25 protein-coding genes and 2 tRNA genes are annotated in these 25,669 nt (G+C 60.6%); 16 read left to right on the top strand and 11 right to left on the bottom strand.

Going from position 1 to position 25,669, the window contains the following annotated elements:
- Positions 1-57: 57 nt before the first annotated feature.
- The 12 genes from F3J17_RS09170 (at position 58) to F3J17_RS09115 (ending at position 12,217) form a co-directional block, all read left to right on the top strand.
- A complete protein-coding gene (locus F3J17_RS09170; RefSeq protein WP_167056410.1) occupies positions 58-2,310 on the top strand; it encodes a bifunctional (p)ppGpp synthetase/guanosine-3',5'-bis(diphosphate) 3'-pyrophosphohydrolase in 2,253 nt (750 codons plus the stop codon).
- Between the two features lie 86 nt (positions 2,311-2,396).
- A tRNA-Val gene (locus F3J17_RS09165) sits at positions 2,397-2,473 on the top strand.
- 299 nt (positions 2,474-2,772) lie between these two features.
- Positions 2,773-4,680 carry a threonine--tRNA ligase gene (gene thrS / locus F3J17_RS09160; protein ID WP_167056407.1) on the top strand — a complete coding sequence of 636 codons (1,908 nt, stop codon included), beginning with the start codon at positions 2,773-2,775 and terminating at the stop codon, positions 4,678-4,680.
- Positions 4,681-4,729: 49 nt separating this feature from the next.
- Positions 4,730-5,251 carry a translation initiation factor IF-3 gene (gene infC / locus F3J17_RS09155; protein ID WP_167056659.1) on the top strand — a complete coding sequence of 174 codons (522 nt, stop codon included), beginning with the start codon at positions 4,730-4,732 and terminating at the stop codon, positions 5,249-5,251.
- A 301-nt stretch (positions 5,252-5,552) separates the two neighbouring features.
- The gene (rpmI, locus tag F3J17_RS09150; RefSeq protein WP_167056404.1) at positions 5,553-5,750 is read left to right on the top strand and encodes a 50S ribosomal protein L35; all 198 of its coding nucleotides are present in this window, start codon (positions 5,553-5,555) and stop codon (positions 5,748-5,750) included.
- A 30-nt stretch (positions 5,751-5,780) separates the two neighbouring features.
- The gene (gene rplT / locus F3J17_RS09145) at positions 5,781-6,140 is read left to right on the top strand and encodes a 50S ribosomal protein L20 (RefSeq protein WP_167056402.1); all 360 of its coding nucleotides are present in this window, start codon (positions 5,781-5,783) and stop codon (positions 6,138-6,140) included.
- Positions 6,141-6,396: 256 nt separating this feature from the next.
- Complete coding sequence (gene pheS / locus F3J17_RS09140; RefSeq protein WP_167056399.1) at positions 6,397-7,410, top strand: phenylalanine--tRNA ligase subunit alpha; 1,014 nt, start codon at positions 6,397-6,399, stop codon at positions 7,408-7,410.
- Between the two features lie 119 nt (positions 7,411-7,529).
- The gene (pheT, locus tag F3J17_RS09135) at positions 7,530-9,986 is read left to right on the top strand and encodes a phenylalanine--tRNA ligase subunit beta (protein ID WP_167056396.1); all 2,457 of its coding nucleotides are present in this window, start codon (positions 7,530-7,532) and stop codon (positions 9,984-9,986) included.
- Between the two features lie 93 nt (positions 9,987-10,079).
- Positions 10,080-10,490 carry an integration host factor subunit alpha gene (locus F3J17_RS09130; protein WP_167056393.1) on the top strand — a complete coding sequence of 137 codons (411 nt, stop codon included), beginning with the start codon at positions 10,080-10,082 and terminating at the stop codon, positions 10,488-10,490.
- 142 nt (positions 10,491-10,632) lie between these two features.
- Positions 10,633-11,031: a MerR family transcriptional regulator gene (locus F3J17_RS09125; protein ID WP_167056390.1), complete on the top strand. Its 399-nt coding sequence runs from the start codon at positions 10,633-10,635 to the stop codon at positions 11,029-11,031.
- A 113-nt stretch (positions 11,032-11,144) separates the two neighbouring features.
- Positions 11,145-11,221: transfer RNA gene (locus tag F3J17_RS09120), tRNA-Pro, on the top strand.
- Positions 11,222-11,416: 195 nt separating this feature from the next.
- Positions 11,417-12,217 (top strand): HNH endonuclease, encoded by an 801-nt coding sequence (locus tag F3J17_RS09115; protein WP_167056387.1) that lies wholly within the window; start codon positions 11,417-11,419, stop codon positions 12,215-12,217.
- A 456-nt stretch (positions 12,218-12,673) separates the two neighbouring features.
- Here the strand turns inward: F3J17_RS09115 and F3J17_RS36015 are convergent, their stop codons facing one another.
- The 9 genes from F3J17_RS36015 to F3J17_RS09065 all read right to left on the bottom strand — a co-directional run bounded on the left by F3J17_RS36015 (position 12,674) and on the right by F3J17_RS09065 (position 18,267).
- Positions 12,674-12,853, bottom strand: a complete 180-nt coding sequence (locus tag F3J17_RS36015; RefSeq protein ID WP_205194691.1) for a hypothetical protein — start codon at positions 12,851-12,853, stop codon at positions 12,674-12,676.
- A gap of 341 nt (positions 12,854-13,194) precedes the next feature.
- Positions 13,195-13,980 carry a hypothetical protein gene (locus F3J17_RS09105; RefSeq protein WP_167056381.1) on the bottom strand — a complete coding sequence of 262 codons (786 nt, stop codon included), beginning with the start codon at positions 13,978-13,980 and terminating at the stop codon, positions 13,195-13,197.
- 2 nt (positions 13,981-13,982) lie between these two features.
- Positions 13,983-14,276 carry a hypothetical protein gene (locus F3J17_RS09100; protein WP_167056378.1) on the bottom strand — a complete coding sequence of 98 codons (294 nt, stop codon included), beginning with the start codon at positions 14,274-14,276 and terminating at the stop codon, positions 13,983-13,985.
- A complete protein-coding gene (locus F3J17_RS09095; protein ID WP_167056375.1) occupies positions 14,273-14,479 on the bottom strand; it encodes a hypothetical protein in 207 nt (68 codons plus the stop codon). The genes F3J17_RS09100 and F3J17_RS09095 overlap by 4 nt, the downstream gene beginning before the upstream one ends.
- A gap of 348 nt (positions 14,480-14,827) precedes the next feature.
- Complete coding sequence (locus F3J17_RS09085; protein WP_167056370.1) at positions 14,828-15,451, bottom strand: hypothetical protein; 624 nt, start codon at positions 15,449-15,451, stop codon at positions 14,828-14,830.
- Positions 15,452-15,462: 11 nt separating this feature from the next.
- Positions 15,463-16,809 carry a site-specific integrase gene (locus tag F3J17_RS09080; RefSeq protein ID WP_167056367.1) on the bottom strand — a complete coding sequence of 449 codons (1,347 nt, stop codon included), beginning with the start codon at positions 16,807-16,809 and terminating at the stop codon, positions 15,463-15,465.
- A 308-nt stretch (positions 16,810-17,117) separates the two neighbouring features.
- The gene (locus tag F3J17_RS09075; RefSeq protein ID WP_167056364.1) at positions 17,118-17,405 is read right to left on the bottom strand and encodes a helix-turn-helix transcriptional regulator; all 288 of its coding nucleotides are present in this window, start codon (positions 17,403-17,405) and stop codon (positions 17,118-17,120) included.
- The gene (locus tag F3J17_RS09070; protein WP_167056361.1) at positions 17,392-17,724 is read right to left on the bottom strand and encodes a type II toxin-antitoxin system RelE/ParE family toxin; all 333 of its coding nucleotides are present in this window, start codon (positions 17,722-17,724) and stop codon (positions 17,392-17,394) included. The genes F3J17_RS09075 and F3J17_RS09070 overlap by 14 nt, the downstream gene beginning before the upstream one ends.
- A 174-nt stretch (positions 17,725-17,898) precedes the next feature.
- Positions 17,899-18,267, bottom strand: a complete 369-nt coding sequence (locus tag F3J17_RS09065; RefSeq protein WP_167056358.1) for a hypothetical protein — start codon at positions 18,265-18,267, stop codon at positions 17,899-17,901.
- Positions 18,268-18,763: 496 nt separating this feature from the next.
- Here F3J17_RS09065 and F3J17_RS09060 point away from each other — a divergent pair, with 496 nt between their 5' ends.
- The 3 genes from F3J17_RS09060 to F3J17_RS09050 all read left to right on the top strand — a co-directional run bounded on the left by F3J17_RS09060 (position 18,764) and on the right by F3J17_RS09050 (position 21,667).
- Positions 18,764-19,702 (top strand): DMT family transporter, encoded by a 939-nt coding sequence (locus F3J17_RS09060; protein ID WP_167056355.1) that lies wholly within the window; start codon positions 18,764-18,766, stop codon positions 19,700-19,702.
- Positions 19,703-20,069: 367 nt separating this feature from the next.
- Positions 20,070-20,636 carry an acyloxyacyl hydrolase gene (locus tag F3J17_RS09055; RefSeq protein WP_167056352.1) on the top strand — a complete coding sequence of 189 codons (567 nt, stop codon included), beginning with the start codon at positions 20,070-20,072 and terminating at the stop codon, positions 20,634-20,636.
- 170 nt (positions 20,637-20,806) lie between these two features.
- Positions 20,807-21,667, top strand: coding sequence for a 3-hydroxybutyryl-CoA dehydrogenase (locus tag F3J17_RS09050; protein ID WP_167056349.1), 861 nt, complete (start codon positions 20,807-20,809; stop codon positions 21,665-21,667).
- 1 nt (position 21,668) lies between these two features.
- On the opposite strand, the gene F3J17_RS09045 is transcribed toward F3J17_RS09050, so the two are convergent.
- Together F3J17_RS09045 and F3J17_RS09040 are read right to left on the bottom strand one after the other, a co-directional pair.
- The gene (locus tag F3J17_RS09045) at positions 21,669-22,763 is read right to left on the bottom strand and encodes an aldose epimerase family protein (protein WP_167056347.1); all 1,095 of its coding nucleotides are present in this window, start codon (positions 22,761-22,763) and stop codon (positions 21,669-21,671) included.
- A 35-nt stretch (positions 22,764-22,798) separates the two neighbouring features.
- Positions 22,799-24,031 carry a DNA-binding transcriptional regulator gene (locus F3J17_RS09040; RefSeq protein ID WP_167056344.1) on the bottom strand — a complete coding sequence of 411 codons (1,233 nt, stop codon included), beginning with the start codon at positions 24,029-24,031 and terminating at the stop codon, positions 22,799-22,801.
- Between the two features lie 279 nt (positions 24,032-24,310).
- On the opposite strand from F3J17_RS09040, the gene xylA reads away from it, so the two are divergent.
- The gene (xylA, locus tag F3J17_RS09035; protein ID WP_167056341.1) at positions 24,311-25,633 is read left to right on the top strand and encodes a xylose isomerase; all 1,323 of its coding nucleotides are present in this window, start codon (positions 24,311-24,313) and stop codon (positions 25,631-25,633) included.
- Positions 25,634-25,669: the final 36 nt, after the last annotated feature.

The following is a 25,669-nucleotide window of genomic DNA, read 5'->3' as shown; positions in this document are numbered from 1 at the left end:
GTTGAATTGTTTTACCGTGGTTAGCAGCCTGTCCGGTACGCCGGCGGGCGATGTCTCATGAGCAGCGACACCTTACCTCCCGTCCCCGCAGAAGTTTCCGCCTCCGCCGCGCTGCCGTCGCTTGAAGACACGCTGGCGTTCGTGCGCGAGCATGCCGGCGACGCGCGCCTGTCCACGGGCGAACCGCTCGTCGAACACGCGCAGGGCACGGCGTCGATCATGAGCCGTCTGAACGTCGATCCGCCCGCAGTGCTGGCGGCGGCGCTCTTTAACATCGCCCAGCATCTCGACAATCCGGAAGCGACACTCGAAGCGCGTTTTGGCGCCGAGGTCACGCGGCTCGTGTTCGATGTGCGCAAGCTGCTGCGTCTGGGCACGGTGAGCCTGCGCGCCGCCGCGCAGAACGCGGCGGCGGAAAGCGGGCGCGAAAGCCGCGATGCGCAGGCCGCGCGCCGCGCCCAGGTCGAATCGCTGCGCAAGATGCTGCTCGCGTTTGCGCAGGACATTCGCGTGGTGCTGATCCGCCTCGCGTCGCGCCTTCAGTCGCTGCGCTATTACGCGGCGGCCAAAGTCACGCCCGCGCCGGAAATCTCGCGCGAAACGCTCGACATCTATGCGCCGCTCGCGAACCGTCTGGGCATCTGGCAACTGAAGTGGGAGCTCGAAGATCTGGCGTTTCGCTTCGAGGAGCCGGTCACCTACAAGCGCATCGCCAAACTGCTCGACGAAAAACGCGTCGAGCGTGAAAGCTATGTGGCCGAAGCGATCGAGCGGCTGCAGAGCGAACTCGCCGCCGCGCATATCGACGCCGAGGTGAGCGGGCGGCCCAAGCACATCTACAGCATCTGGAAGAAGATGCGCGGCAAGGATATCGACTTTGCCGAACTCTACGACGTGCGCGCCTTCCGCGTGATCGTGCGCGACATCAAGGACTGCTACAGCGTGCTGGGTATCGTGCACAACCTGTGGCAGCCGGTGCCGCGCGAATTCGACGACTACATTTCCCGCCCCAAGCCGAACGGCTATCGCTCGCTGCATACGGTGGTGATGGGCGACGACGGTCGCGCGTTCGAAGTGCAGATCCGCACGCAGGAGATGCATCAGTTCGCGGAATACGGCGTGGCCGCGCATTGGCGCTACAAGGAAGCGGGTTCGAAGGGCTATGGCGGCCAGTTCAGCGCGAGCAGCAGCTACGACGAAAAGATTGCGTGGCTGCGCCAGTTGCTGGCGTGGAAAGACGACGTGGCCGATGGCCGTCAGCCGTGGGAGCAACTGCGCCAGGCGACGCTCGACGACGATCACATCTACGTGCTCACGCCCCAGGCACGCGTCATCGCGCTGCCGCAGGGCGCGACGCCGCTCGATTTCGCGTATCACCTGCATAGCGAGCTTGGCCACCGTTGCCGGGGCGCGCGCGTCGACGGCGCGATGGTGCCGCTCAACACGCATCTGCAGAACGGCCAGACCGTCGAGATCATTTCGGTGAAAGAGGGCGGCCCGTCGCGCGACTGGCTCAACCCGCAGCTCGGTTATCTGCAAAGCCATCGCGCGCGGCAGAAGGTGCGCGCCTGGTTCAACGCCATCGAGGCGCAGGAAAACATCGCCAACGGTCGTGCGATGGTCGAAAAGACCTTGCAGCGCGAAGGGCGCACGTCGGTCAATCTCGATCAGCTCGCGGCCAAGCTCGGCTTCAAGTCGACCGACGAATTCTTCAGCGTGGTCGGCAAGGAAGAGTTCAGTCTGCGCTACGTCGAGCAGGCCTTGAGCGATGCCCCCGCGCCGGAACCCGAGGAAGAAACGCCCGAGCAGTTGACCAAGCGGGCGAGCGGTTCGAACGTCGCCCACGGCGGTTCGTCGGGCGTGCTGGTGGTGGGCGTCGACGCGTTGCTGACGCAACTCGCGCGCTGCTGCCGACCTGCGCCGCCCGACGGCATTAGCGGATTCGTCACGCGCGGCAAGGGCATGTCGATTCACCGCAGCGATTGCGCGACCTTCCAGCGCATGGCGCGCCGCTCGCCGGAGCGCGTGCTCCAGACCACGTGGTCCGCCGACGTGATGGGCGGGCGCGGGCAGTCGGTGTATCCGGTCGACATCTCGATCGAGGCCACCGACCGCCAGGGGCTGCTGCGCGATATCTCCGAAGTGTTCGCGCGCGAGAAGATGAATGTGATCGGCGTAAAGACGCAGACGCGCCGCAATGCGGCTTATATGCAGTTCACGGTTGAGGTGTCGAGTTCGGCGCAGATCCAGCGTGCCTGTGTGCTGCTAGGCGAAGTGGGCGGGGTGCAGCGGGCGTTCCGCAAAGGCTAGGCGCGAGCCGTCAGACTGCCGCGTTTGCCGCAACGCAAAAAAGTGCTTGCCAGGTTCGTGAAAGTGTCATATAGTCTTGCTTCTTCAGGCTCGTAGCTCAGCTGGTTAGAGCACCACCTTGACATGGTGGGGGTCGTTGGTTCGAGTCCAATCGAGCCTACCAACGAAATCGAAGTTGCGATGTGTGTGTTAGCATCGGAGCTTCAATGCAGCAAAAAGCGCTCTGCGCTCAAGGCGAATACGGTTATGACACCGCGAACGTTGACCGATACTGCTTCGGAACGACGCTAGTCGAGGACCTCTTTCGCCCTGCAATCTGGTTTGAAAAGTGAATGCGGCCCCTCGAAAGCGGGGCCGCATTTTTTTTCGCCGCGAAATTTTATCGGGTCGCTCTAGCTGTTTAGCGGCGATCTCCCCCGAACACAATACGATGTGCCGCGTGCGGCGCTTCTGGAGAAAAACATGGTTGCGATACGTCTGCCCGATGGTTCGGTTCGACAGTACGATCACCCCGTCACGGTCGCCGAAGTAGCGGCTTCGATTGGCGCCGGCCTCGCCAAGGCGGCGCTCGGCGGCAAGCTCGATGGCGAGCTGGTCGATACGTCGACGCTGATCGATCATGACGCATCGCTGGCTATCGTTACGGACAAGGACGTCGACGGTCTCGACATCATCCGTCACTCCACGGCTCACTTGCTGGCCTACGCGGTCAAGGAGCTGTTCCCGGAAGCGCAGGTCACGATCGGCCCGGTGATCGACAACGGCTTTTACTACGACTTCGCCTACAGCCGTCCCTTCACGCCCGAAGATCTCGAAAAGATCGAAAAGCGTATGCAGGAGCTGTCGAAGAAAGACGAGCCGGTGTCGCGCCGCGTGGTCACGCGCGGCGAGGCGGTCGACTACTTCAAGAGCATCGGCGAGAAGTACAAGGCCGAGATCATTGAGTCGATCCCCGGCGATCAGGACATCAAGCTGTACTCGCACGGCAATTTCACGGACCTGTGCCGTGGCCCGCACGTGCCGTCGACGGGCAAGCTCAAGGTTTTCAAGCTGATGAAGGTCGCGGGCGCTTACTGGCGCGGCGACGCGAAGAACGAGCAGCTGCAGCGCATTTACGGCACGGCCTGGACGAAGAAGGAAGATCAGGAACTGTATCTTCACAACCTCGAAGAGGCGGAAAAGCGCGATCACCGCAAGCTGGGCAAGCAACTCGACCTGTTCCACATGCAGGACGAGTCGCCGGGCATGGTGTTCTGGCACCCGAAGGGCTGGACGCTCTGGCAGCAGGTCGAGCAGTACATGCGCGCGCGCCTGCGCGTGGCCGGCTACGACGAAATCAAGACGCCGATGATCATGGACCGCTCGCTGTGGGAAGCGTCGGGTCACTGGCAGAACTATCGTGAAAACATGTTCACGACGGAGTCGGAAAAGCGCGACTACGCGGTCAAGCCGATGAACTGCCCGGGCCACGTGCAGGTGTTCAACCACGGCCTGCGTTCGTATCGCGACTTGCCGCTGCGTTACGCGGAATTCGGTTCGTGCCACCGCAACGAGGCGTCGGGCGCGCTGCACGGTCTGATGCGCGTGCGCGGCTTCGTTCAGGACGACGCGCACATCTTCTGTACGGAAGACCAGATCATCGCCGAATCGATCGCCTTCAATACGCTGGCGATGAGCATCTACAAGGACTTCGGCTTCGATCACATCGACATCAAGCTGTCGCTGCGCCCGGATTCGCGCGCCGGCACGGATGAAACGTGGGACCGCGCCGAGCAGGGTCTGCGCGATGCGCTGACGGCCTGCGGCCTGCAGTGGGAAGAGCTGCCGGGCGAGGGCGCGTTCTACGGTCCGAAGGTCGAGTACCACATCAAGGATGCGCTCGGCCGTTCGTGGCAGTGCGGCACGCTGCAGCTCGACATGGTGTTGCCGGAGCGTCTGGGCGCCGAGTACGTGGCGGAAGACAACAGCCGCCGTCGCCCGATCATGCTGCACCGTGCAATCCTCGGTTCGATGGAGCGTTTCCTCGGTATTCTGATCGAGCACCATGCTGGTGCAATGCCGTCCTGGCTGGCTCCGGTGCAGGTCGTTGTGATGAATATTGCGGAAAGTCAGGCTGAATATGCCGCTAATCTGGCCCAATCGTTGCAAAAACAAGGGGTTAGAGTGCAGGCCGATTTGCGCAACGAGAAAATTAGCTATAAAATACGCGAGCACACGCTTGAGAAGGTCCCGTACCTGCTGGTAGTCGGGGACAAAGAGCGTGAAGCGCAAACGGTAGCCGTGCGTGCCCGTGGCGGCGTTGATCTGGGTGTGATGCCCGTCGACGCGTTCGCTGAGCGTCTGGCGCAGGACGTCAGTTCGTTCAAGTAAGCCACCTGGCAGCGCGGCTCGTTTTTTTAATTTTTAGAGGAAACGTAACATCGCTACGGATAAGTCGCATCGCATCAACGGTGAAATCACTGCACCCGAGGTGCGTCTCGTCGGAGTCGAGAACGAGCCGCTCGGTATCGTAAAGCTGGCTGATGCGTTCCGCATGTCGGAACAGCAGGACGTCGATCTGGTTGAAATTGCTCCCCAGGCTGTGCCGCCCGTGTGCCGCCTGATGGATTACGGCAAGTTCAAGTACCAGGAATCGAAGAAGCAGCACGAAGCCAAGCTCAAGCAAAAGGTCATCCAGGTCAAGGAAGTCAAATTCCGCCCGGGTACCGACGACGGCGATTACAACGTCAAGCTGCGCAATCTCATCCGCTTCCTCGATGAAGGCGACAAGACGAAGATCACGTTGCGTTTCCGGGGCCGCGAAATGGCTCACCAGGAAATCGGCATGCGCATGCTCGAGCGCCTGCGTACCGACCTCGAAGAAGTCGGTCAGGTTGAGCAGATGCCGAAGATGGAAGGGCGCCAGATGATCATGGTGCTCTCGCCGAAGAAGAAGAAGTGATCCGGCGCGCAGTGTGAAGTGCTCTGCACTTGTGTACACTGCGCGGCGTCTCAAGCAGTTCTCGATGTCTCGCAAGCCCTGTGGCAAGCGCAGACACGCAGCAGGTTCCGGAAATGGCGCCCGCGCGTCGCACGCAAGTGCGGCAGGCAGGCGCTTTTCCTGAAAGCGGCGGCAAGCTTGTCTTTTATAGAGCAGCCGGTCGCCAAAACAAGTGGAGTGGGTTTCGAAGGGCGGTCTAGGGCAAAGTGTTCACACAAGCCAGCCGCACACCCATGTCCATCAAATAAATGGAGTTTTTGTCATGCCCAAGATGAAGACCAAGAAAAGCGCCGCCAAGCGCTTTGTGGTTCGTCCGGGTGGTACCGTCAAGCGCGGTCAAGCCTTCAAGCGTCACATCCTGACCAAGAAGACCACCAAGAACAAGCGTCATCTGCGTGGTGCAACGGCCGTTCATGATTCCGATCTGAAGTCCGTGCGCGCAATGATGCCGTTCGCGTAATCCTCAACCGACAACTCAAAGGAGCTACTCATGCCTCGAGTCAAACGTGGGGTTACCGCACGGGCCCGCCACAAGAAGATCATCAACCTGGCCAAGGGTTACCGCGGCCGTCGCAATAACGTCTATCGCATCGCCAAGCAGGCGGTCATGCGCGCAGGCCAATACGCCTATCGCGATCGCCGCAACAAGAAGCGTGTGTTCCGCGCACTGTGGATCACGCGTATCAATGCAGCGGTGCGTCAGCACGACATGACCTACAGCGTGTTCATCGCTGGCCTGAAGAAGGCTTCGATCGAACTCGACCGTAAGGTTCTGGCTGACATGGCTGTGTTCGACAAGGCTGCATTTGCTGCGATCGTCAAGCAGGTGAAGGCCGCCGTCGCTGCCTAAGTTCAGGTACTGCGCAGGTTCGTTGCAGCAGCGTCCGGTTGTTTCGGTGATGCTGCAACAAAAACGGGGCTCCTCACCGAGCCCCGTTTTTGTTGGTGAAGCGCTTCCTGCGCGCTTCCGTGCTTCAAGCGGTGACCACGTTGCTACCGCCTCATGCAGTGCCTTCATGCCGTCGTGATCGTTCGTCACACTCGTACACCGCGGCGTGCCAGGCACCGCTCAAGTCTCAAACACTGACGCTGAAAAGATGGGATCAATGGATCTGGACCAGATTGTCGCCGACGCGCAAACCGCCTTCGCTTCCGCACCCGACGTCAACACGCTTGAAAACGAAAAGGCTCGTTTTCTGGGCAAGTCGGGCGCGCTGACCGAACTGCTCAAGGGTCTTGGCAAGCTCGACCCGGAAACGCGCAAGACCGAAGGTGCGCGCATCAACGCCGTCAAGCAGCAGGTGGAAGCCGCGCTGAACGCGCGCCGCCAGGCGCTTGCCGACGCGCTCCTGAACCAGCGCCTCGCCTCCGAGGCGATCGACGTCACGTTGCCCGGCCGCGGCACGGGCACGGGCAGCCTGCATCCGGTGATGCAGACGTGGGAACGCGTCGAGCAGATCTTCGGCTCGATCGGCTTCGACGTGGCCGACGGTCCTGAAATCGAAACCGACTGGTTCAATTTCACCTCGCTCAACAGCCCGGAAAACCATCCGGCGCGCTCGATGCAGGACACGTTCTACGTGGACGGCAAGGACGCCGATGGCCGTCAACTGCTGCTGCGCACGCATACCAGCCCGATGCAGGTGCGCTATGCGCGCACGCACACGCCGCCGATCAAGGTGATCGTACCGGGCCGCACGTATCGCGTGGACAGCGACGCCACCCACTCGCCGATGTTCAACCAGGTCGAAGGCCTGTGGATCGAAGAGAACATCAGCTTCGCGGACCTGAAGGGCGTCTATACGGATTTCCTGAAGAAGTTCTTCGAGCGCGATGACATCAAGGTGCGCTTCCGCCCGTCGTACTTCCCGTTCACGGAACCGTCGGCGGAAATCGACATGATGTTCGAGCACGGCAAGAACGCCGGCAAGTGGCTCGAAATCTCGGGCTCGGGCCAGGTGCATCCGACCGTGATCCGCAACATGGGTCTGGACCCGGAGCGCTATATCGGCTTCGCGTTCGGCAGCGGGCTCGAGCGCCTGACGATGCTGCGTTATGGCGTGCAGGATCTGCGCCTGTTCTTCGAAGGCGATCTGCGCTTCCTGCGCCAGTTCGCTTAAATCGAAGCGACGCCGCAGCGACTCGTCGCTTGCAGGGCGCGAGGCGGACGCAGCACTTCAACGAGGTGCGCGGCAACCCGCTTCGCGACGGTCACAATCTGTCTGGAATGTAAAACCACATGCTATTCCCCGAATCCTGGCTGAGAAGCTTTGTCGATCCGAAGCTCACGACCGATGAGCTGGCCCACGCGCTCACGATGGCCGGCCTCGAAGTCGAAGGCCTGCGCCCGGCTGCGCCGCCCACCACGAAGATCGTCGTCGGTCGCGTGCTGGAAGTCGTGAAGCACCCGGACGCGGACAAGCTCAATGTCTGTCAGGTCGACGCCGGCACCGGCGCGACGCTGCAGATCGTCTGCGGTGCGCCCAACGTCGCGCCCGGCATCAAGGTGCCAGTCGCGCTGGTTGGCGCGGAACTGCCGCCCGCGGAAGAGGGCGGCAAGCCCTTTGCGATCAAGCTCTCGAAGCTGCGTGGCGTGGAAAGCCAGGGCATGCTGTGCTCGGCGCGCGAACTCAAGCTCTCGGAAGACCACAGCGGCCTGATGATCCTGCCGGAAGATCAACCGATCGGCCAGGACATCCGCGAAGCGCTGAACCTCGACGACACCATCTTCGAAATCAAGCTCACGCCGAACAAGGCCGATTGCCTGTCGGTGTACGGCGTCGCGCGCGAAACCGCCGCGATCACCGGCGCGCCGCTGCAAGCGCCCGTGTTCCCGAAGGTGGAAGTCAAGCTCAACGAAACGTTGCCCGTGAAGATTTCGGCGCCGGACCTGTGCGGCCGCTTCTCGGGTCGTGTGATCCGCGGCGTGAACGCGCACGCGAAAACGCCGGCGTGGATGGTGCAGCGCCTCGAACGTGCGGGCCAGCGCAGCATTTCCGCGCTCGTCGACATCTCGAATTACGTGATGCTCGAACTCGGCCGCCCGTCGCACGTGTTCGATCTCGACAAGATCCACGGCTCGATGGACGTGCGTTGGGGCAAGCCGGGCGAACAGCTCAAGCTGCTCAACGGCAATACCGTCGAAGTCGATGAAACCGTGGGCGTGATCGCCGACGAACGCGAGATCGAAAGCCTCGCGGGCATCATGGGCGGCGACAGCACGGCCGTCACGCTCGACACGAAAAACATCTATCTGGAAGCCGCTTTCTGGTGGCCGGATGCGATTCGTGGCCGCTCGCGCCGCTACAACTTCTCGACCGATGCAGGCCATCGTTTCGAGCGCGGTGTGGACTGGTCGACGACCGTCGAGCATATCGAACGCATCACGCAACTGATCCTCGACATCTGCGGCGGCGAAGCCGGCCCGATCGACGATCAGACCGTGAACGTGCCGCAACGCGCGCCGGTGAAGATGCGCGTCGCGCGTGCGAACCGCATTATCGGCGTGAAGATTGGCGCCGATGAAGTCGCTCAGATCTTCACGCGTCTGGGTCTCACGTTCGAACGTAGCGTCGACAATGCGGGCGACGAGAGCTTCAGCGTCACGCCGCCGCCGTACCGCTTCGACATCGAGATCGAAGAAGACCTGATCGAAGAAGTCGCGCGTATCTACGGCGTCGAAAACATTCCGGCGCTGCCGCCGGTCGCACGCAGCGAAATGCGCGCGACCAACGAAACGCGCCGCTCGATTCATGCGATCCGTCATGCGATCGCCGCGCGCGATTACGCTGAGACGATCAACTTCAGCTTTGTCGATGCGGAGTGGGAACAGGACTTCGCGGGCAACGCGAATCCGGTCAAGCTGCTGAACCCGATCGCGAGCCAGCTCTCGGTGATGCGCACGACGCTCATCGGCAGCCTTATCAACGTGCTGCGTCACAACCTCAACCGCCGCGCGGACCGCGTGCGCGTGTTCGAAGCGGGCCGCGTGTTCCTGCACGATCCGTCGATCAAGGCGAGCGAGATGACGGTGGAAGGCTTCGCACAACCGAAGATGATCGGCGCGCTCGCGTACGGTCCCGCGCTCGACGAGCAGTGGGGCGCGCAAACGCGCGGCGTGGACTTCTTCGATGTGAAGGGCGATCTCGAAGCGTTGTTCGCGAACCTGGGCGCTGCGAAGACGCCGCGTTTCGTGAAGGCCGAGCATCCGGCGCTGCATCCGGGACGTAGCGCGCGCGTGGAAGTCGATGGCCGCGCAGTGGGCTGGATTGGCGAGCTGCACCCGCGCTGGATGCAGAAGTACGATCTGCCGCACGCACCGATCGTGTTCGAAGTGGAAGCGGACGCGCTGATGGCGCGCGACCTGCCGACGCCGACGGACGTGTCGAAATTCCCGCCGGTGCGACGCGATATCGCAGTGGTCGTCGATCAGAAAATCGAGGTCCAGGCGCTGCTCGACGAGCTTCACAAGGGCATGACGGATGAGCCCGCGCGGATTGTGCAGAGGGTTGCGTTGTTCGATGAATTTCGTGCAAAATCAAACACTTCCGGACTTGGCGCGGACGAGAAAAGCCTTGCCTTCCGGGTGACCCTGCAAGATACTGGCGGGACCCTTCAGGACGAAACGGTCGATGCGGCCATCAAGTCCCTGGTGGATCGCCTGGCTCGAGTGTTTGGCGCCCGGTTGCGCGGATAAGCCTCCCGGCTCATCACGTACCGACAGTGGCTTCCGGTTTGCGAGGTTGCAGCGCATACCTTGGCAACCGGAAGCGCGCCATAGCAAAGATAGATGAACGAAATGAACTCGAGTGATTTCGAAGCCCTTCTCGCGGCACAGCGTAGCGCCATGATTCGCGATATTCCTGCCCCGTCGGCAAGTGCCGCGAACGATACGCCCACGCTGACCAAAGCCGAACTCGCAGAACTGCTGTTCGACAACGTCGGACTGAACAAGCGCGAAGCCAAGGACATGGTCGAAGCATTCTTCGAGGTGATTCGCGACGCGCTCGAAAGCGGTGACAGCGTCAAGCTTTCGGGCTTCGGCAATTTTCAGTTGCGCGACAAGCCGCAACGCCCGGGCCGCAACCCGAAGACCGGCGAAGCGATTCCTATCGCTGCACGCCGCGTCGTGACGTTCCACGCGAGCCAGAAGCTCAAGGCTCTGGTGGAAAGCGGCGCTGAGGCAAGCTTCCCGCGCTGATCAGCGGAAGCGATCGAACAAGGCATCATTGCGCGGAATGATCCGCGCACGCCCGCACGGGTGAATGCAGCGGGCGTGACTGGCAACAACGGACTCTGGCGGCGACGCCATTTTGCGCAACCACCACGACGGCAACCCGGCGATGACATCGACAATCGAAAAGGTCGTCTTGCCTCCGATACCCGCCAAGCGCTACTTCACGATCGGCGAAGTGAGCGAGCTGTGCGGAGTGAAGCCCCATGTGCTGCGATATTGGGAGCAGGAGTTCACGCAGTTGAAGCCGGTCAAGCGCCGCGGTAACCGGCGCTATTACCAGCATCATGAAGTCCTGTTGATCCGTCGCATTCGTGAATTGCTCTATGAACAGGGCTTCACGATCAACGGCGCACGCAACCGGCTCGACTCGCATGGCGCGGTGGTGGAAGAGCACGCAGCAGGCGAGATGGAAGACGTGCCGGTGAGCGAAGGCAATATGGCGAACGTCGATGTCGACCAGTTGCGCAAGGAACTGCTGCACGTGCTGGATCTGCTCGGGCGCTGAGCGTTGCGCGTGGGTTCTTCAGGGCCGTTTCATCGCGCAGCAAAGATTCTTTCCGACGAATTGCATTTCAGCCATTCAAATCGGCAAAAGGGTCTGTTATACTTTCTAGCTCTCGGGGCGTAGCGCAGCCTGGTAGCGTACCTGCATGGGGTGCAGGTGGTCGGAGGTTCAAATCCTCTCGCCCCGACCAGGAAAATCAACGGGTTACAGATGAAAGTCTGTAACCCGTTTTCCATTTCTGGCTTCCGTTACCGTCTGGTTACCGGAACGTCGCAAACTCGTGCGATCATGCACAACATCGATCCGCTCTATACCGGCCTCGATCAGACGTGGGCAATGGAACTCGATACTGTGCAGTATTGAACCTTAAACACGAACCGCCCCTATGACGCTCTGCGCCTATTGCCGAGAAGATCGCCCCCTTACACGCGAACACATAATTCCGGCCTTCATATACGACTTCCAGAAGCAACAGGAAGGAACCTTCATCGGTTGGAACGAGGTCGCACAACGTATGGTTGGCGGCGAAGGAAAAATTAAAGACGTTTGCGAAGACTGTAACAACGGGGTTTTGAGTGACCTTGACTCGTATGGCAAGCATCTGCTGACCGATTCTGGCTTACTTGTTCAAAACTACACGAAGCAGGGGCTGGCATTGCGGTACGACTACTCACTTTTGCTTCGTTGGCTCCTTAAAATTTCCTTCAACTCATCGCGAACTGACGGCGCTCACAGTCATCTCTTCGAACGTTTCATTCCTTTCATTCGGGGATTGGCCTCCGCACCGTCGCGCTTCCATGTCGCGTCCCTTGTTTATCTCGCGCGGCCCGAGGTTGCTGGACTTTCGCAGATAGAAGCAGATTCATTTATTCGCATGTCTCAGGGCGCGTCACTGCTGAACCCTTTCGTCGCTCGGATTTGTTACGCCGCTGCTCTTGGAGAGCGCGACTTTGTTGCTCGGCAGATAATTTTTGGGCCAGCAGTTTTCTACCTTCTATTTTTCCGCGAAGGTCTGTTGCCAGGCCACGCTGCTTCGGCGATTCGTCGTCTGACAAAGGCGGTGCCAGAAATAGTTGAGTTGAGCTCTAAGCGGAAATTTGTCGAAGTTCACCCGGGCCAGAAGACTTGGCTCGATCTCTATGAACCTCAAGTGGCTCGCACTATAGCCCTTAAGCGAGGCGATTGAGCATTTTTCGACCGGCTAAGCTCCGCTTGAGCCTTCCCGGATACTCGGACGAAGGGCAGTTCTGCTGCGTTGAGTCTTTGATTGGCTTGGTAGATCCAGCGACAGGTCAACAGCGGGGATCGTTGCTTGAAGTTGGGCTGTAAGGATCGGGTGATTTTTCTCCATAATTAATGCGACGGTGCCCACTCGCTAGGCCGAAAATGTCTAAGACATTTCATATTGTGAAGTGAGCCCGCGCGCTGTCACTCGCCGGGATCATGGGGAGATCATTCGAGATCGGGCGCACCATCCGCCAGCGGATTGGCGTGAGACGTGCCGAACCGGGATTGGGTTGTTACTTCGTCGCGTGACAATTGGTACATTGGGAGTGAGCAACTATCGGTCAACGTTGATTGATAGTATTGAATTGCAGGCATCGTCGCGATGACGATGCCAACCCGTTGCGGGTTTGGGGAGTTAGTTGAGGATGATGAGTCCGGCTTCGTGGGTGCCGGTATCGATCAGGATCAGGTTACCGCGAGTGGGATGAGTGGCGCTGTGGAGCTTCGTGCTTCCGATCCGATGTGTGCTGGTGATGGTCGACTCGCTGTAGATGTCTGCGAAGTCATCAAGGTCGATCGTTTGAATCTGCTGCATGTGTCTTGCTACTTCCTTTCTTCGTTGTTCTTCAATAACGACGATTGACGAAGTCAACCGTCCCGTCGTGCTTCGTTTCCCTATTGAGAACTGGGCGGGGATCGTGCCAGGTAGGTGACAGGTTTACAAGCTCAACTCCGTCGAGTGGTTCGTTTCAATGCTGTGACCAAAAGTCGGTTTATGCTGTGACGAGCGGTCGTTTTAAGGTGTGACGAGCGGCCGCGAAAAGAGGAGGCATTTCATCGCGTTTTGTCACAGCGCAAACCCTTACTGGGTAAGGGCGGGAAGGTGTGACGGAATAACCGGGGATACGAAGTATCCCCGACACAGCATGCATTGCATCATTGCATGACGGTGTTACCGTAGTCGGCATGGCGGCGCTTGCGCGATTCCGGCACACGTCGGCGCACCCATTCGACATCTCGATCCGCGATGCTTCGAGCGATTTCGTTGCCCGTCCAAAGGCCATACAAGTGCGCGGTCTTCGTCGGACTCTTGCCGGTCATCTCGCTGCACAACCAGACACGATAGCGGCGCTCCAGCGTCAATCTCGCATCGCCTTCGTGCCGCCGCCGCGTTGCTTCAGGCAAGTGAGCCATGATCGCCTTCCGAATGCTGACACGACGGCGGGCGAGACCTTGCGCCGCAAGCCTGATTGACTGACTACGCAAGACGTTGCATTCCCATTGCTGATCGACAGTAAGCGCCAACTGCTTGACCGTCTTCCACGTTTCTCCTTGATGCAGCGTTGACCAGTAGTACTCGGCACGAGCGAGCCAGCGCCAGTCGTCGGCACAAAGCAAATGCGCATATCCGCCGCGCACTTGCTCTGCATGACGGGGATAACGCGCCGCCAGCCATTGCAGGTCATATGCAGACATGTCAAAGCGTTGCTTCTCGTCAAGCTCTCCGGGCCGGAAACGCTCATCTCGGCGGAAGCAGGGCGGAATGCCGTGTGCCGTGAGGGCTTCCGATAGCAGGAAAGCCCTGCGGCGTTGCCGGGAGTCGAACGCCGCGCGAAAGTCGAGAAGAAGACGCTCGCGCGGCATTACGGCAACGTTGGATCGGATTTGATTCAACGTCGTGCAATCGATCGCGCCTAAGAGGGTGGACAACGGCGCGAACATGCTCACTGCTCATCCAGAGCGGGCGCAGACAGCATGTGAACCGCGCCCGAAGTACGGTCTTTCACGGCGAAGAATGGAACGCCGCCACGCTCCGACGAGAGATAGCCTTCGATGAATTCGAACGCCCCGAAGCCTACTTCGTGAACTACGATTTCAGCCCCTGCAAGGGCATCTGCAAGCTGTGCATCGTCAACCGGGTAATAGCCGGAACCTGTGAACGGACCCCAGGCGGCTGGATCGTTCATTGCTGCCCGCTCGTTGATGCGTGCAGCGTAGAATTGGTTTGCGTCGATCATGCTGCCTTTCTTGCGATGGCGCGAATAGACTCGTATCTCGCTACGTAGCAATTCCATTCGGCGTGAAGACGCCCTAGCATTTTCTCGCGCATCTGTCGTGCCAAGAATTTGAAGTTCGAGTCTGGAATCGTCTCAAGTTCAGCGATTGCCGCCAGCAAGTGCTCTTCGGTCGCGTCGAAATGCCGTTTGATTTCTGGATTCATGAATCTCGGCTCGCTCGATCAGTGATTGCTGGACGTGACGCGCTTTGAATCGAGCCATGCGTCGAGCTCATCGCGCATATACGCGACTCTGTTCGCTGACAGCCGCACGGCGACAGGAAACGTTAAGTCTCTTTTCCTCAACTCGAAAAGTGTCGAGTAGCCGATGCCGATATACGTGGCGGCTTGACGAGCGGATAAGCCGCGCGGTTGGATTTTGACCGCACGAGTGGCGGCGCGCCTGTTGTGACTTACTTCGGAGGGGTTCAATTTGGCTCTCAATCGATGAATTGCCGATACCGGGATGGCTTCGGCTGAATCGAATGGGAGTATTCCATTGGCACAATCTGGCTACTTACGATTGAAGATGCAATCTTCAATCGCGTGATTCATTGCGTGAATCTGCTCGGTATCGTCTGGTTGCCACAGGTAACCGTGTTGCTGGAGAAGTTGACGAAGTCTCCTCAGCCGATCTCTAACAGTCCTCACGGTTGGCTCCCCATCTTCGTTTGGATTCTTGAGATGCCATGCCGGAGATTCCCCGTAGAGTGCCGCATATGCTGCGCTAAGGGCGTGCGGCGTCGCTTCGATCATCGCTTGGTCGCTCGGGAGCGAACGCATGTGTGCTAAATAGGCATCGATAGCGTTGGCTTCTTGATCGGGCGTGAAGGGCTTCTTGCCGTGCTTTCCGTTGAGCCGTAGTGCGGATTCGATGCTCTTGTGCTCACCATCGAGATAGGCGAGCATTCCCCGCGCCAAAAATTTCCAGAACTCCACCGGTACACGTTCGTCCCGCAGGACCGCCGCACAGTTCTCACGCACAATGCGGTGACTCTTCGTCTTGATATCGCCGTCCGCGTCGTCGGTACGGGAAAGTGATGCATTCTCGATATCCATGATATCGAAGCCGAGTTCAAGATTTTCCGGATCCATTGCAAGAATCGCCGCTCTGGTTCTTTTATCCATCTCCGTCATCTGCATCATCCTCATGCGTTCGCCGCACGCCCCGCCAGCGTAACGACGTTATCAACATCATTGCGTGTGAGCAGGTCGAGTCGGTCACTCAACTTCTGCCACGCGTCGATCTGTTCCTGTTGCCGGATCGCCCGCTGATAGGTGCGCTTGATCTTGTTTTCTTCCGTGTGATTCAGACATTTCTCGATAACGTCGCCATGAACGCCCAATTCGCCCATCAGGGTTGCTCCAGTGCGCCGGAGGTCATGTGGGGTCCACGCGCCGCCCGGAAGGGTTAGGGCGGTCGTCAAAGCGGTTCCATTTGTCTTTTGCTTGCCGCGCTGCCGGTCGTGAAGCTGCTTAGTGATCGACTTCGAGCAAACCGCACGTGATGGCTCATCGGTATCGATGTTGCGTGCCGGAAGCAGCCACACTGGATCATCCGAAAGCGCCAAGAGTTCGCCCATGTGGCGACCTGCGAATTCGCTCAGGTAGACCGTGTGCGGCTTCCCGTTCTTCGAATGCTCGGCAGGGATAACCCATGTTCCGGCGTCGATGTCGATGTCGGCCTTTCGCGCGTTCGTGAGTTCGCCAATTCGGGCGAGCGTTGAAAGCATGATCCAGACGGCGTGCTTGGTTGAGGCCAGCAGGTTTGCTGCCTCAAGCATTGCCGGGAGCGTCTTGATTTCATCTTCCGATAGCGTGCGTTCGCGCTCTGCATCCTTGCCGCCTACGTCCCGTTTCTTGATGCCGTAGGTAGGATCAACATTGACGATTTCCCGCACAGCACCAAAACCGAACATCTGCCGCATCTCAGCCAGCAGCCGGTTTGCGAGCCGGTTCGCGTTTCGAGCCTTCACTTTGTCGAGGATCGCCATGATGTCGGCGCGCGTGATGTCGTCGGCGTGACGGTCACCCACCGCGCTCAGCACGTCCTTTTCGAGACCCCGCTTCGTTTCTGCTCCGCCGTCCTTCCGGTTCGACAGTTCGGCAGTCGCCCATTGCTCGAACAGTTGGCGGACGGTTTTGCGGCGATTGCGTACCTCTTGTTCGTCGCGCTCGCGTTGCCTTGCTCGCTCTTCGGCGGCCCGGTCGTCTGCGATCTTTTGCTGATAGTCCGTGCCGCTTCGGGCGAGGGCACGAATTCCCGCAGCTTTAATACGAGCATCCTCAAGTGAGAGATGGCCGTCATCCGTCCGTTGCCCGTATCGGCGCGGGAGAGTGATAGTCGTTTCCTTTCCGTTGGCTGTATATTTGACTTGCCAGGATTTTGTGCCGTCAGTGGCGATGCGAAGCCGTAGGCCGTCACCATCAGGTTTGTGATACGGCTTCTCCGCCGGTTTGAAGCTCTCGATGGCGCGCACCGTCAGCTTTCCCATGTTTTCTCCGTTACCGTCCCGTTACCGTCTGGTTACCGGAAAATCTTTGGTTTGGCTTAGATGGGGGCAGACTGAGCCAGAGTGCGAATACGGCTCAAATCCCCGTCTGACAAGGATTTCCCAGAGCGGGGCAGTGTATACTGGATTCGGAAAGAGTGCGAGTTGCCTTTATGGGGTGCAGGTGGTAGGAGGTTCAAATCCTCTCGCCCCGACCAGAAGTCAGAACCCGCACGGTGTTAAAACCGTGCGGGTTTTTTCATTGGTGGCGAGCGAAAGCGCACGATCTCAATTCGCTCGTACGGCTCAATTCAGACGATGGAAATTCGCAGCGATTTACCGCACGCTGCCGCGTAGCGACGCAATGTATCGATGGATGGCGAGTGTTCGCCCGACGCTAGCGCGCGTTCAAGCCTTGTAACGGCGGGGGCCTTCGTTCCCATTCGATGGGCCACGTCTGCCTGGCTTAAGCCTGCTTCACGGCGCGCGGCAAGCATCTGGTCCAATAAGGCAAATTCCTCACGGTTCAGGCGTTCATATTCCGCGCGCGCTTCGGGATCGGCGAGAACGCGCTCGCGCATCTGTTTAAACGTTCCCATTTTTCATCTCCAGCAGTCGCTTTCGGGCGATCTCCAACTCTTTGCTCGGAATCTGCTGCGTCTTCTTGACGAAGCAGTGAAGCATCACGATGCGTCGATCGACAATCGCGCAATAGAACACCCGGGCGATGCCCTCCGCACTTTTGAGTCGAAGTTCGAATAGGCCGCCGCCCAGTGATTTCGTGTGCGGCTCGCCAAGGTTTGGACCGTGCTGCTCCATTCGTTCCGCGAGTGCGATGAAGCGAACTGCGAGCATTTTGGGCAGTGCAGCGATACTGCATTCCACTCGCTCGCTATAGAAGTCGATCTCGTATCGCATGGTATTGTAGTAACAAATTTGTTACTACGCTACAGCAATACATAGGGGCGCATCCTGAACTGGATCAAGCTCTTAACTGTGTCAGACGCGCCGCCTGCAGGAGGTTGATGGAGCGTAAATTCCGCGACGGCGCTAGCCACTAGACACCATCGCGATCATTCGCCCCAGGTAACCTCACCGCGCCTCAACAAACTCCACCACCTCACCGCTATCGCGCTTGAGGTACAAATCGTTGCCCTTCATACGCACGTCGTTGCACGAATAGGGAATCTTGCTGCCTTTGCTGCAAACCTTCCCGTCCTGCGCCTGCCAGTCGCCGTGATCGGCGAATCCCTTGCTCGATTTGAAGTCGTAGTTGCCGCTGCCGTCGTACTGCACGTGCCACATGCTGCCGTCGGCGAGTTTGATGTCGAATGCCTTGCCACTCAGATGCTGCTGGATATCGGCGGCGCTGGGCGTGGTGGCATCGGAGGGAAAGCCGCTGCCTTGAGCGAAGGCAATTGCAGCGGGCAGCAGGAGCAGGGTGGCAAGCCGGGTCTTCATCTCGATTCTCCTTGGACGCGGCGCCGGCGAATACGCCCGGGCATCTGCCGCGGACGGGGCGAGAAGTAGACCGGCAACCGGTGAGCGGCAGGCCGGGAGGGCCGCCGAGGCCTCAATCTACACCGCCCATGGGGCCCGTTATGTGGGCTTGTACACACAGCGCCGGGCCTGCGTAACAGTTGTTAACGCTTTGAATTCATGGGGTTAGCGTCACGTAAGCCCCGAATGACTCCGCAAGATCCGGCTGTTAGTTTTTCTCACATATCGATGAGAATCATTCGCTAGGAGAGATGCGCCGCGCACCTTACGATTAGCGCAATTCCGCCGGTGTTTCTGTCACGTTCCGCATGGCGCCGTTATGGCGGCAGCATGCGGGTCTTGCGCATTCTGTCTTTCGGCAGATGCGGGCATGCCCGGACGCCTCGGCCAGACAGCATCAGGCGCGAAAAGAACAAGGCAAAACCGGCATAACAGAGCGCACGCCCGCGCCATCCCCATGAATCCGATCCAACTCGCTCAGCTCGTTTTTCTCGCGTCCCTATGGGGCAGCTCGTTTCTTTTTATCCGCGTCGGTGTGGTCGATCTCGGCGTGGCGCCTTTGATGGCGCTGCGCATCGGTATCGGCGCGCTGTTTCTGCTGATCGTCCTGTTCTCGCGCCGCCCGCCGCGCGAAGCACTGGCCACGCTGCGTGAGCGCGCCTGGCCGCTGCTGGTGGTCGGCATCCTCAATTCGGCGGCGCCGTTCTGTCTGTTTGCGTGGGCCGAACTCACGCTTTCCGCGGGCGTGACGTCCGTGATCAACGCGACCACGCCTTTGTTCGGCGCCGTGGTCGCCTATGTCTGGCTCAAGGACAAGTTGAGCGGCCCGCGCGTAGTCGGTCTGGTGATCGGCTTCCTGGGCGTGCTGGCCTTGGTCTGGGATCAGATCGCCACGCGTGCGGGTGACGGCGCGAGCACGTCCGCGACCTTGCTGGCAGCGCTTGCCGCATTGGTGGCGTCGGCGCTCTATGGCGTGGCCGCGAGCATGACCAAGCGCCATCTGACCGGCGTCGATCCGCTCACCGTCGCGGCCGGCACGATGACCGCTGCCGCCATCGTGCTCGCGCCGTTCGCGGTCGTCACGTGGCCGCACGCTGCGGTGTCGCTGCACGCGTATGGCGCGGCCATTGCACTCGGCGTGGTCTGCACCGGCATCGCCTATCTGATGTTTTTCCGCCTGATCGCGGCGATCGGCCCGGCTCGCACCATCACCGTGACCTTCGTGATTCCGATTTTCGGCATCCTGTGGGGCGCGTTGTTCCTGGGCGAACGCGTATCGATTGGCATGGCCGAGGCCTGCTGCACGATTCTCGTCGGCACCATGCTTGCAACCGGCTTCATCAAGCGTCTGCCAGGTTTCGGTCCGCGTGCCGATCGCGCTGGCGCGAAACAGTAAAGCAATGCGGTAGAGCCTCGCTTCATTTCCTCATAAATCGTTGCGCGCACATCGATGTGCGCGCAACGATGTTTCCTCTCCGGGCATGCAATTTCATGTTTGCCCGCGTCTTCCAGGCACGCTCGCTGCTGCGTTGCACGCGCCATCCGTTGAAAGCTTTAAGTCAGCTTCAGCCTTGCTGGGTGGGCCTGAGCGTGGGCGGGCGTACAAGCGCACTTGTTAAATCGCGTCTACACTTGGCGACACATCGCATTATTGATTTGCAAACCGCTGTCAGTGAATCGGGCAGGGAGCAGAACCCGCAGCAAGGGAGAGCAGGCCGTCAAACGGCCGCGTCGTGAAGTGTCGTTCCTTTTCGGGGATGTTCATGACAGAAAGACAATGGGCCTGGCAGGCCCGGTTGACCCGTTGTGCCTGCGCGGCGGCGCTCGCCTTCGGCGCTGCAGCGGCGCACGCCGACCAGTTCGGCATCCAGTTGGGCGCGGGCGTTGCGGATCATGACGTGAAGAAGCTCGATTTCGGCCTCGTTTGGGATCCCGGCCTGCAGTGGTGGCACATCGCAGGTTTCCATTTCACGGTGGTGGGGGAGTTTCACGCCGCCTACTGGAAGCTGGACGAACGAGCCGCCACGCAGCCGAGTATCTGGGAATTCGGCGTGACGCCGGTTTTCCGGTTTATCAAGGACTCGGGCTGGATCCGGCCATTTATCGAGGCGGGCGTGGGCGTACGCCTGCTGACGCACGTCGAGCTTACGCCGGATCGCACCATGTCTTCCGCGTTTCAGTTCGCGGATATGGTGGGCGTGGGCGCGCAGTTCGGCGAGCATCAGAACTATCAGGCCGGCTTTCGCTTCCAGCACATCTCCAACGCCGACATCAAGACGCCTAACCCCGGCCTCAACTTCAGCCAGATCTACATTCAGTACAACTTCTAGGCAATGCGTTGGGGGCCGGCACGCCGATGCCCCCCCGCCGCGCCGGTACCCCTCCCGCCACGCAACCCGCTACACTCTCTGCTTATGATGCAGTGCACCACGCGCACCGCATCACCGGATTTCCATAGACGATGTACCGGCGTCGCAGATAAAGGAGTGAGGAGCAAGGCATGGCAATCGAAACGGTTGGGCTCGTGGGAGCGGGCACCATGGGCAACGGCATCGCGCAGGCGGTGGCGGTGTCGGGTCTGAAGGCGGTGATGATCGACGTCACGGATGCGGCGCTGGAGCGCGGCGTGGCAACGCTCAAGCACAGCCTGGAGCGGCTGGTCTCGAAGGGCAAGCTCGACGCCGCTGCGCGCGACGCGGCGCTCGCGCGCATCGAAACCTCGACGGACTACGCGCGTCTGGCGAGCGCCGATCTGGTGATCGAGGCAGCCACCGAAAACGTCGAGCTCAAGACGCGCATCCTCAAGCAGATCGAGGCCGCCGCGCGCGCCGACGCGATCATCGCGTCGAACACTTCGTCGATTTCGATCACGGCGCTGGCCACCACGCTCGCCGATCCGTCGCGCTTTATCGGCATGCACTTCTTCAACCCGGTGCCGATGATGCCGCTCGTCGAGGTAATCCGCGGCCTGCAGACGCGCGCCGATGTCGCCGACGCCGTACGCGAACTCGCCCAGCGTCTCGACAAGACGCCGATTGGCGTGAAGAACGCGCCGGGTTTCGTCGTCAACCGCATTCTCGTGCCGATGATCAACGAGGCCTTCTTCGTGCTGGCCGAAGGCGTGGCAAGCGCCGAGGAAATCGACGCCGGCATGAAGCTGGGCGCGAACCACCCGATCGGACCGCTGGCCCTCGCGGATCTGATCGGTCTGGACGTGTGTCTTTCGGTGATGGACGTGTTCCTGAAAGACTTCGGCGATTCGAAATATCGTGCTTGCCCGCTGCTGCGCGAGATGGTTTCGGCGGGGCAACTGGGTCGCAAGACGGGCCGCGGCGTCTATCAGTACGACAAAGTCTCGTAAATCACGGCTTCACGCCCACCTTGTATTGCGTGACCTGGCGGTAAGTGCCGCCGGGGCGCAACACGGCGTCGTCGCAATCCGGCGACGCCATATTGATCTGGTTCGGGAAGCCGCCCGCTTCGAGGCACAGCCCCGCATGCTTCACGCACGGCGCGCCGTGGCGTCCCGGCTGGCCCTCCAGATAATTCCCCGTATAGCACTGCAGCCCGCGCTGATCGGTCGCGACCGTGAGTTCGCGACCGCTGCCCGGCTCGTACACGCTCGCCACCTGGCGCAGCGCACGCGGCCCGCCCGCCTGTTGCGCCTGTTCGCCGCCGCGCAGCACGTAGCAATGATCGATGCCGCGCGCACGCGCGAGTTGCGCATCAGGCCAGTCGAGCCGCGCGCCCAGCGGCGCGCCATGCCGGAAGTCGAAGGCGCTGCCCGAAACGTCGGCCATGCCGATGGGGATCATCCGCTCGTCGACTTCGAGAAAGGCGTCCGCGTCGATCGTCAGGATATGGCCGCGAATGTCCGCGCCCGGCTCGCCGCTCAGGTTGAAATAGCCGTGGCTCGTGAGGTTGAGCGCGGTGGGTGCGTCCGTCACGGCTTCATAGGCGATCGTGAGGGTGCCGTCGTCGTCGAGCGCATAGCGCACCTGCACGCTCACGTTGCCCGGAAAGCCGCCGTCGCCTTCGGGCGAATCCAGGCGCATCAGCAGCGCGCCGCGATCTTCCTCGACTTGCCAGAGCGCGCGATGAAAGCCGTTCGCGCCGCCATGCAGCAGATTGCCATTCTCGTTTCGATCGAGCGTGTGTTCGATACCGTCGAGCGTGAAGCGCGCATCGGCGATGCGGTTGGCCCAGCGCCCGATCAGGCCGCCCATATAGGTCGTGGCGTTCATGTAGCCGGCGGGCGTGTCGTGGCCGAGGAGGATATCGGCGAGCCGGCCCGCGCGGTCGGGCGCATGCCAGGCAACCAGCGTCGCGCCGAGATCGCTGATCGTCAGTTTCATGTCCTGCGCGTTGCGCAGCGTGTAGAGCCGACAGGCATCGCCGCCTGGCAGCGCGCCCCAGGGTTCGGCGCTGATGCGGCTCGTGTGCAGTGGGTTGTTCATGTGACGTGTGAGGGATAAAGGTCGGTTTGTCCGCATCAGTCCGATGTCGTACGCGCAGGCGAGGGCGGCGCCACGCTGTCCTGATACTCGCGCGGCGTGCAGCCCAGTTCGCGCCGGAATACCGCGTACATATACTGCAGCGAGGTAAAGCCGCAGCGGATCGCCACTTCGGCGCTGGCGGCGTCGCGGCTTGCGAGCATCGCTTTTGCCGCATCGAGCTTGTGGCGCAGGATTTCCTGATGCACGGTGCACTGCAACTCGCGCCGGAAATACTCTTCGAGCGAGGAGCGAGACACGCCCACGTAGTCGGCGACCTGCTCGGTCTTGATGCCCTGGCACGCGTACTGGCGGATGAAATGCCGCGCGCGCATCACGTGCGGGCTCGACAGCGGTTCGTGTTTCGTCGACGCCAGCACGTTGATGCCGACCGGCGGCACCAGAATGCGCCGCCCCGGAAAACGCGCGCCGCGCAGCATCTGATGCAGCAAATGCGCGGCCGTCTTGCCCATTTCCTCGGTGCCCTGAATCACGGACGAGATCGGAATACGCGTGAGCGTGCGGGTGAGCGGATCGTTGTCGATGCCGATGATCGCCACCTGCTCGGGCACGGCGATGCCATGCATCAGGCAGGCCTGCAACAGATGCCGCGCACGCGCATCGGTCACGGCGATCACGCCCACCGGTTTGGGCAGCGCATGCAGCCATTCGCGCAACTGTTCGCTCGCCTGATTCCACGACGGCGCGCTGGTCGCCAGGCCGCGAAACACGGGTGCTTCCATGCCTTCCTCGCGCGCGAGCGCCTCGAACGCGAGTTCGCGTTCCTGCGCCCAGCGGTTTTCCTGCGCGGCGGGCAGGCTGTACATCGCCAGATGCGGCAACCCCGCGCCAATCAGATGCGTCCACGCGAGCGAAACCAGCTTGCGGTTGTCGGTGGCGATATAGGGCAGTTCGGCCGGATAGTGCGCGTCATCCTCGAACGACGAGCCGACAGCCACGACGGGCAGCGGGGAGTTTTGCAGCGCAGCGGCGACAGCGGGATCGTCGAAGTCGGCGATGATGCCATCGCCATCAAAGCGCTCGATGCCGTCGAGCCGGCATCGAAAATCTTCTTCGAGAAACAGATCCCAGGCCACGCGCGTCGAGCGCAGATAGTGGCCGATGCCCGCGATGATCTCGCGGTCGTACACCTTGTTCGCGTTGAACAGCAGCGCGATGCGGTGAACGGGCTGGGCGTGATGCGGCGTTGGGGAAGCGGGGGCACGGTTCATGGCGTGGCGCGCAATGGTGCTCGCGGGTGGTCCCGCAAGTGTCTCCGTTTCGAATGCGGCGCGCGCGTTCATTCTTTCGTGCAGCGCGGCGGCTCCTTTTAAGCGTCCGGTTATTTTAGGCCGGGTCCACGAGATGCGCGCAACAAATCCGATCGTCTGGCAGGAAACATTATTCGTCTCGCGCAATTTCGCAATTGCCGCTCCACCGGCCAGACGGGCAGTATGGCGTCACCTTGCAGGGCGCCGCGCTGATGCGCCGCAACATTAAACGGAGACGTCATGTCGTATTTCGAAGCCATTCCCGCGATTCGCTACGAAGGCCCGCAATCGGACAATCCGCTTGCATACCACCATTACGACCGCACGAAGAAAGTGCTCGGCAAGACGCTTGAAGAACATCTGCGCATTGCCGTGTGCTACTGGCATTCGTTCGTGTGGCCGGGCGTCGATATCTTCGGGCAGGGCACGTTTCATCGTCCGTGGCAGCAGCCCGGCGACGCCATGGAGCGCGCCCATCAGAAAGCCGATGCGGCCTTCGAATTCTTCACGAAACTCGGCGTGCCGTACTACACCTTCCACGACACCGACGTCGCGCCCGAAGGCAAGGATCTCAAGGACTACAAAGAGAACTTTGCGCGCATGGTGGGATATCTGGGCGAGAAGCAGCAGGCGAGCGGCATGAAGCTGCTGTGGGGCACCGCGAATCTGTTCTCGCATCCGCGCTATGCAGGCGGTGCGGCCACCAGTCCGAACCCTGAAGTGTTTGCTTACGCGGCGACGCAGGTTTGCAATGCGCTCGAAGCGACCCATAAACTGGGCGGCGAAAACTATGTGCTGTGGGGCGGCCGCGAAGGCTACGACACGCTGCTCAATACCGATCTCGTGCACGAGCGCGAACAGTTCGCGCGCTTTCTCTCGATGGTGGTGGAGCACAAGGAGCGCATCGGCTTCAAGGGCGCGCTGCTGATCGAGCCGAAGCCGCAGGAGCCGACCAAGCATCAATACGATTACGATGTGGCCACGGTCCACGGTTTCCTCACGCAATACGGACTGCAGAACGAAATCCGCGTGAATATCGAGGCCAATCACGCCACGCTGGCGGGCCATTCGTTCCACCACGAAATCGCGATGGCTTACGCGCTGAATATTTTTGGCAGCGTCGATGCAAACCGCGGCGATCCGCAGAACGGCTGGGACACCGACCAGTTCCCGAATAGCGTCGAAGAACTCACGCTCGCCTTCTACGAAATCCTGCGCCACGGCGGCTTCACCACGGGCGGCATGAATTTCGATGCCAAGGTGCGTCGCCAGAGCAGCGATCCGGAAGACATGTTCTACGGCCACGTCGGCGCGATCGACGTGCTGGCGATTGCGCTGGAACGTGCGGCGGTGCTGGTCGAGAACGACCGGCTCGAACAGTTCAAGCGCCAGCGCTATGCCGGTTGGGATACGGAATTCGGCCGCAAGATTCTTTCCGGCGGCTATTCGCTGTCTTCGCTGGCGAGCGATGCGGCTGCGCGCGGCATGAATCCGCAGCACGCGAGCGGTCAGCAGGAGCGCCTGGAAAACGTCATCAATCAGGCGATTTACGGCCAGCGTTAAGCGCAGAAGTTGAACGCAGAAGTTGAACGCAGCAGC

Origin of the sequence: Burkholderia sp. Ax-1719, assembly GCF_011753055.1 — a bacterium.
In the GTDB taxonomy this organism is placed as follows: domain Bacteria; phylum Pseudomonadota; class Gammaproteobacteria; order Burkholderiales; family Burkholderiaceae; genus Paraburkholderia.
The sequence above is the reverse complement of the archived record's forward strand: the minus strand, read 5'-3'. Positions and strand labels throughout refer to the sequence as shown.

Coding starts and splice junctions, on each gene's coding strand:
- F3J17_RS09170 (WP_167056410.1), top strand. CDS start 58: ATGAGCAGCGACACCTTACCTCCCGTCCCCGCAGAAGTTTCCGCCTCC.
- thrS (WP_167056407.1), top strand. CDS start 2,773: ATGGTTGCGATACGTCTGCCCGATGGTTCGGTTCGACAGTACGATCAC.
- rpmI (WP_167056404.1), top strand. CDS start 5,553: ATGCCCAAGATGAAGACCAAGAAAAGCGCCGCCAAGCGCTTTGTGGTT.
- rplT (WP_167056402.1), top strand. CDS start 5,781: ATGCCTCGAGTCAAACGTGGGGTTACCGCACGGGCCCGCCACAAGAAG.
- pheS (WP_167056399.1), top strand. CDS start 6,397: ATGGATCTGGACCAGATTGTCGCCGACGCGCAAACCGCCTTCGCTTCC.
- pheT (WP_167056396.1), top strand. CDS start 7,530: ATGCTATTCCCCGAATCCTGGCTGAGAAGCTTTGTCGATCCGAAGCTC.
- F3J17_RS09130 (WP_167056393.1), top strand. CDS start 10,080: ATGAACGAAATGAACTCGAGTGATTTCGAAGCCCTTCTCGCGGCACAG.
- F3J17_RS09125 (WP_167056390.1), top strand. CDS start 10,633: ATGACATCGACAATCGAAAAGGTCGTCTTGCCTCCGATACCCGCCAAG.
- F3J17_RS09115 (WP_167056387.1), top strand. CDS start 11,417: ATGACGCTCTGCGCCTATTGCCGAGAAGATCGCCCCCTTACACGCGAA.
- F3J17_RS36015 (WP_205194691.1), bottom strand. CDS start 12,853: ATGCAGCAGATTCAAACGATCGACCTTGATGACTTCGCAGACATCTAC.
- F3J17_RS09105 (WP_167056381.1), bottom strand. CDS start 13,980: ATGTTCGCGCCGTTGTCCACCCTCTTAGGCGCGATCGATTGCACGACG.
- F3J17_RS09100 (WP_167056378.1), bottom strand. CDS start 14,276: ATGATCGACGCAAACCAATTCTACGCTGCACGCATCAACGAGCGGGCA.
- F3J17_RS09095 (WP_167056375.1), bottom strand. CDS start 14,479: ATGAATCCAGAAATCAAACGGCATTTCGACGCGACCGAAGAGCACTTG.
- F3J17_RS09085 (WP_167056370.1), bottom strand. CDS start 15,451: ATGACGGAGATGGATAAAAGAACCAGAGCGGCGATTCTTGCAATGGAT.
- F3J17_RS09080 (WP_167056367.1), bottom strand. CDS start 16,809: ATGGGAAAGCTGACGGTGCGCGCCATCGAGAGCTTCAAACCGGCGGAG.
- F3J17_RS09075 (WP_167056364.1), bottom strand. CDS start 17,405: ATGGGAACGTTTAAACAGATGCGCGAGCGCGTTCTCGCCGATCCCGAA.
- F3J17_RS09070 (WP_167056361.1), bottom strand. CDS start 17,724: ATGCGATACGAGATCGACTTCTATAGCGAGCGAGTGGAATGCAGTATC.
- F3J17_RS09065 (WP_167056358.1), bottom strand. CDS start 18,267: ATGAAGACCCGGCTTGCCACCCTGCTCCTGCTGCCCGCTGCAATTGCC.
- F3J17_RS09060 (WP_167056355.1), top strand. CDS start 18,764: ATGAATCCGATCCAACTCGCTCAGCTCGTTTTTCTCGCGTCCCTATGG.
- F3J17_RS09055 (WP_167056352.1), top strand. CDS start 20,070: ATGACAGAAAGACAATGGGCCTGGCAGGCCCGGTTGACCCGTTGTGCC.
- F3J17_RS09050 (WP_167056349.1), top strand. CDS start 20,807: ATGGCAATCGAAACGGTTGGGCTCGTGGGAGCGGGCACCATGGGCAAC.
- F3J17_RS09045 (WP_167056347.1), bottom strand. CDS start 22,763: ATGAACAACCCACTGCACACGAGCCGCATCAGCGCCGAACCCTGGGGC.
- F3J17_RS09040 (WP_167056344.1), bottom strand. CDS start 24,031: ATGAACCGTGCCCCCGCTTCCCCAACGCCGCATCACGCCCAGCCCGTT.
- xylA (WP_167056341.1), top strand. CDS start 24,311: ATGTCGTATTTCGAAGCCATTCCCGCGATTCGCTACGAAGGCCCGCAA.